This is a genomic window from Caballeronia sp. J97 (assembly GCF_905220305.1).
In the GTDB taxonomy this organism is placed as follows: domain Bacteria; phylum Pseudomonadota; class Gammaproteobacteria; order Burkholderiales; family Burkholderiaceae; genus Caballeronia.
Window position 1 is genome coordinate 1 of sequence record NZ_CAJMZL010000068.1, and the last position, 4,488, is coordinate 4,488.

Sequence of the window (4,488 nt, forward strand, 5' to 3'; positions counted from 1 at the left end):
AATAGCGAGTGCCCTCACAAGCAGATCACGGCTTGGATCGCGCACGGTCCGTCCCATCGCACCACACACCGAACGGGTTCAGCACGAAATAGCTCCGGCCCGCTACGCGGCCGACCGGTTAATTGGGGATGCGCGTGCTTCTTTACTAACGCTTCCATCTCACCGCAATTGCAAACCGATGGTTTCCCTTGTGGACCCGGCGGCAGCGCGTAGCGCTGTGCCGGTGCTGATTCGCGCTGAACCAGTGACCTCGAATTACTAGCACGTCAGACCGTGTGCGAGCCAAGCCCTATTCTGCTTGTGGGGGCACTCGCTACGGGCGGACCATTAGGCCAATCGCCTGTGCCGCGGCCGGTGTGGACTACTTTGGATGGGAGAAGCTGCTTTCTTTGGTTACTTTCTTTGCAGCAGCAAAGAAAGTGACTGCCGCCCCGCACAGGGGCAGTGCCAATAGACCGACACGATAACGGGACCCAGCGAAAGCAAAACCAAGGCAGGGCGCCACCAAAAAGGCAACGCCCATAAGCCAACGGGCCCCCTCTCAACTCCCGATGTAATCAAACAACGACATCTTCTGAATCTGCGAAAACGCCATCTGCGCTGCCTGCAGCGAATTCTGCGTCAACTCATACTGACTGATCGAAGAAACCAGATCGATGCTGGTCAGATTCGCGATATCACTCGCCGTCTGCGTCTGGCTCGTCTGCATCGCAGTCTGCGTCGACTGCACCTCCTGCTCGCGTCCACCCACCACCGTCTGTGCCGACAGCACGTTGTTGAACGTGTTGTTGATCTTCGTCCCCGCTGTCGTCAGCGCATTGGTCAACGCGGCCTGCGCCCCCGGCGATCCCGTCTGCTGCTTGAGCGCGCCCACGATGTTGTCGAGCGTCGCGAAGATGTCGTTGTTGTCCGTCGACGCGGGCTGCACGGTGAAGGAGTCGTTGTCCGCTGGCGTGCCGTCGATCGTCACCTTCTGGCCGCCGAGCGTGATGTCCGTCTTGCCCGTATAGGCGACGCCCGTCGGCAGCGAGGAATCCGCCGGGTTCGATGTGACCGAATACGTCGTGCTGCCGTCCGTCGCCGAAACCGAGAACTTGATCGTGTACGTGCTGGCATTGCCCGGGTTGCTCGTATCGCTCACGCTCACCGCGCTGATCGTCCCCGTGCCCGTGTTCGTGCCGGCCGCGCGCGACACCGGATCGCTCTCCGTCGGCGATACGCTCTGGAAGATCGACACGCCCGTATCGCCCACCGGAATCGAGCGCCCGTCGCTGATCTGCACCGTGCGCTGTCCGAAGTCGCCGGAATAGCTCGCGCCCGTGCCCGATGCGTTGTTCGAGAACGGCGCCGTGCCGCCCTTGAGACCCGAGAAAATATAGTTGCCGTCGCTGTCCGTCGTGTTCGCGAGACCGAAGAGCTGATCGCGCAAACCCTGGATCGTGTTCGCGACCGACGTGCGGTCCGCATCGGTGAGCGAACCGTCGCCCGCGCGCACGATCTGCGTCTGGATGCTCTGCAACACGTTGCTGACGTTACTCAGCGTCGAGTCTTCCTGCTGCAGCGACGACAGCGCCGTCGTCTGGTTCGTGCTGTACTGCGCGAGCGCGCCGCTTTTCATCGTGAGCTGCACCGCCTGCGCCGCCCCGAGCGGATCGTCGGACGCGGTGAGAAGGCGCTTGCCCGACGAGATCTGCTGATACATCGATGCAAGCGTGCTCTGCTGGTCGCTCATCGAAGCGACGTTCATGTTGAAGTACTGGGAACTGGAAATACGCATCGCGTTTAGCCTCAGTTGAACATGCCGAGCAGCGACTGGAACAGCGTCGCGGCGGTCTGAATCACCTTGCTGTTCGCTTGATAGAGCTGCTGGTACTGAATCAGGTTGGCCGCTTCTTCGTTCAGGTTCACGCCCTGCACCGCCTGCTGCGCCGACGTCGCCTGGTTGAGGAGCGCGGTCTGCGCCGTGCTCGTCGCCTTGAGCTGGTTGGTCTGGTTACCGATCGTGTTCACGTAGTTCGCATACGAGCTCGTCAGCGTGTCGGAGCCGCCGTTGAGCGACTTCGACGACACCAGTTTCGACATCGCGAGCGCGTTGCTGCCGTCGCTCGTGCCGCCCTTGTTCTGCGCGATCGTGAACGTGTCGGTGTCCTTCGGCGTGCCGCTGATGGTCGCGGATACGCCCATCGCCGAGACCGTGAGGCCCTTGCTCGCGTCGTACGGAATAGTCGTGCCGGCGGCGTATGTCGTCGTGCCGACGGTCACGTCGACATCCGACGTGAAGCCGTTCGCCGTCGCGCTGTACTTCAGGTTGATGTCGGACGTCATCGAATTGCTCGTCACCGTCGCCGACGAAATCGACGCCGTGCCGGTGTTCGTGCTCCCCGCCGACGTCACCGCGGGCGACGCCGCCGCGATCGCAGCGCCGTTGCTCGTCGCGAGCTTGAAGTTGTCGAGCGCGGCGCGGGTCGGCTGAATCGTGAACGAGTCGCCCTTCTGCACGCCGCTCAGCGACGACACATCGATGTTCAGGCCGTTGATCGTCTTGTTCGTTTCCGTCGCCGGATCGATGGTGCCGAGCGCCTGGCCGCTCGCCGGGTCCGTCACCGTGTACTTGCTGCCGTCGTAGGTGACGGTGAAGTCATTGGTGGGCGGCTGCGTGCCATCGGCGATCGTCGCCGTCGGCATGCCCGTGCCCTTGTTGCGCGCGTTGGCGATGACAGTCGGATCGCTCGTCGAGAACAGCTTGCCGCCCGCCTGGCCGTTCAGGTCGAGGCCGAGTGCGTTCTGATCGTTCAACTGGTTCGCGAAGCTCGTCGCGATCGCGCCGAGTTGCGCCTGCGCCGGATCGAGCGTCTGCGTGCGGAATTCGATGAGACCGCCGACCGTGCCGCCGGTGAGCGCCGAGCTGTCGAGGTATTGCGTGTTCGCGGCCGTTTGCGTCGCGCCGTTGCTGCTCTGGTACGCGACCGTGAGCTCGCTCGGGTCGGACGGCGAAGGCGCGGTTTGCAGCCCGTATTGCGTATTGCCGACGACGAGCGGCTGCCCATTGCCGATGAACACGTTGTAGTTGCCGTCAGTCTGCACGACCTGGACGCCGATCATCGAGCTCAGGTTGGTGACGAGCTGATCGCGCTGGTCGAGCAACTGGTTCGGCTGCTGGCCGCCCGCGCTGGCGATGTTGATCTGCTTGTTGAGATCGGCGATCTGTTGCGAGTAGCTGTTGATCTGCGAGACGGCGCTCGTCAGTTGCGTGTTGACGCTCTGGCGCAGTTCGTCGTATTGCTGGCCCGCCGAGTTGATCTGGTCCGCGAGCGTCTGCGCGCTGCTCATCAGCGACTGGCGCGCGGCGGTGCTGCTCGCGGAGTTCGCCACCGACTGCAGGCCGGAGAAGTAATTGGTGATGCCCTGCGCGATGCCTTGAGTGGGATCGCCGACGAGGTTGTTCAGTTGCGAGATCAGCGAGTAATAGGTGCTTGCCGCGCTGCTCGACGCTTGCGTGTTGTTCACCTGCGTCGTCAGGTACTGACTGTACTGGCGCGTCACGGTGACTGCCTGAACACCGTTGCCGAGATAGCCCGAGCCGGTGAGTTGACCGGACGCTTCCTGATACGAGACCTTCTCGAGCGTATAGCCCGGCGTCGCGGCGTTGCTGATGTTCTGTCCCGTTGTCGTCAGGCCCCACTGGGCCGCATTCAGACCTGAAAGACCAATGCTGAAAATGTTATTGGACATGCGTGAATCCTGGTGAGGCGGCGTTGGATCGAGCGCTGCCGGATGGCTGTTTTATATATCGGCCGATTGCCGGGGAAGTTGAGCGTTTGCGCGCCGTGGGGATTTTTTGGCCCGAGGCCGGACGGTTGTCGCGATGGGGCCATTATCGGGGGGGTGTCGCAATGGCTATTGCGAGAAGAGCGCGGGGTTTTGGGGTTAATTCTGTCGTTTTGCTTTTTTGCTTTTTTGCTTTTGCTTTGGTTCGGTTTTCGCCGGATCCCATTTTCGCGTCGGTCTATTGGCACTGCCCCTGTGCGGGGCGGCAGTTACTTTCTTTGCTGCTGCAAAGAAAGTAACCAAAGAAAACAGCTATCCCCATCCAAAGTACTTCACACCGGCCCCGGCACAGGCGATTGGCCTAATGGTCCGCCAATAGCGAGTGCCCTCAATACGCAACCGGGCTTGGCTCGCACACGATCTGACAAGCTAGTAATTCGAGGTCACTGGTTCAGCACGAAACAGCATCGGCACAGCGCTACGCGCTGCCGCCGGGTCCACAAGGGAAACCATCGGTTTGCAATTGCGGTGAGATGGAAGCGTTAGTAAAGAAGCACGCGCATCCCCAATTAACCGGTCGGCCGCGAAGCGGGCCGGAGCTATTTCGTGCTGAACCAGCAAGGATCGCGGTGCGATGGGACAGACCGTGCGCGATCCAAGCTGCGTTCCGTTTTGAGGGCACTCGCTACAGGCGGACCATTAGGCCAATCGCCTGTGCCG

The 4,488-nt window shown here is 61.7% G+C and carries 2 protein-coding genes; both read right to left on the reverse strand.

Features of this window, described 5'->3' with window-relative positions; all coding sequences use genetic code 11:
- Window positions 1-541 precede the first annotated feature (541 nt).
- Complete coding sequence (flgL, locus tag U4Y90_RS35715; protein WP_321801822.1) at window positions 542-1,777, reverse strand: flagellar hook-associated protein FlgL; 1,236 nt, start codon at window positions 1,775-1,777, stop codon at window positions 542-544.
- 11 nt (window positions 1,778-1,788) lie between these two features.
- Complete coding sequence (gene flgK / locus U4Y90_RS35720) at window positions 1,789-3,732, reverse strand: flagellar hook-associated protein FlgK (RefSeq protein WP_321801823.1); 1,944 nt, start codon at window positions 3,730-3,732, stop codon at window positions 1,789-1,791.
- Between the last annotated feature and the right edge of the window lie 756 nt (window positions 3,733-4,488).